This is a genomic window from Campylobacter concisus UNSWCS (genome assembly GCF_000466685.1).
GTDB classification, from domain to species: Bacteria; Campylobacterota; Campylobacteria; order Campylobacterales; family Campylobacteraceae; genus Campylobacter_A; species Campylobacter_A concisus_A.
The window spans coordinates 1-271 of the sequence record NZ_ANNG01000081.1 but is presented as its reverse complement, the minus strand read 5'-3'; the positions used below and the strand labels follow the sequence as shown (position 1 = coordinate 271).

Below are 271 nucleotides of genomic sequence, written 5' to 3'. Positions count from 1 at the left end.
AGAAGAGGTGTTATTAGTAGCTTCTTTATATTTAGCGTCTGCTACTCTTAGCTTTATGCTAGTATCTTTTTTAAGCTCGCTTAGACTTTTTGGTTTAATATCTTTTAATATATCTTGCAATCTAGCTATGCTTATACTCTTGCTTTTAGATATGCTGTAGCTTTCACGGGTATTAGTAGCGTTTAGGATGGTGGTTTGGTTTGCTTTTACCTCTATATTTTTATCTGAGCTTAAATTTGCTGTGATAGTCGCATCAGATGTGTTTAAGTTT

Annotated in this window: 1 protein-coding gene; it reads right to left on the bottom strand. The window is 33.2% G+C overall.

Annotation, left to right across the window (positions count from 1 at the left end; all coding sequences use genetic code 11):
- Positions 1-271: hypothetical protein (locus UNSWCS_RS12075; protein WP_035144016.1), on the bottom strand; the 271-nt coding region annotated here is incomplete at both ends.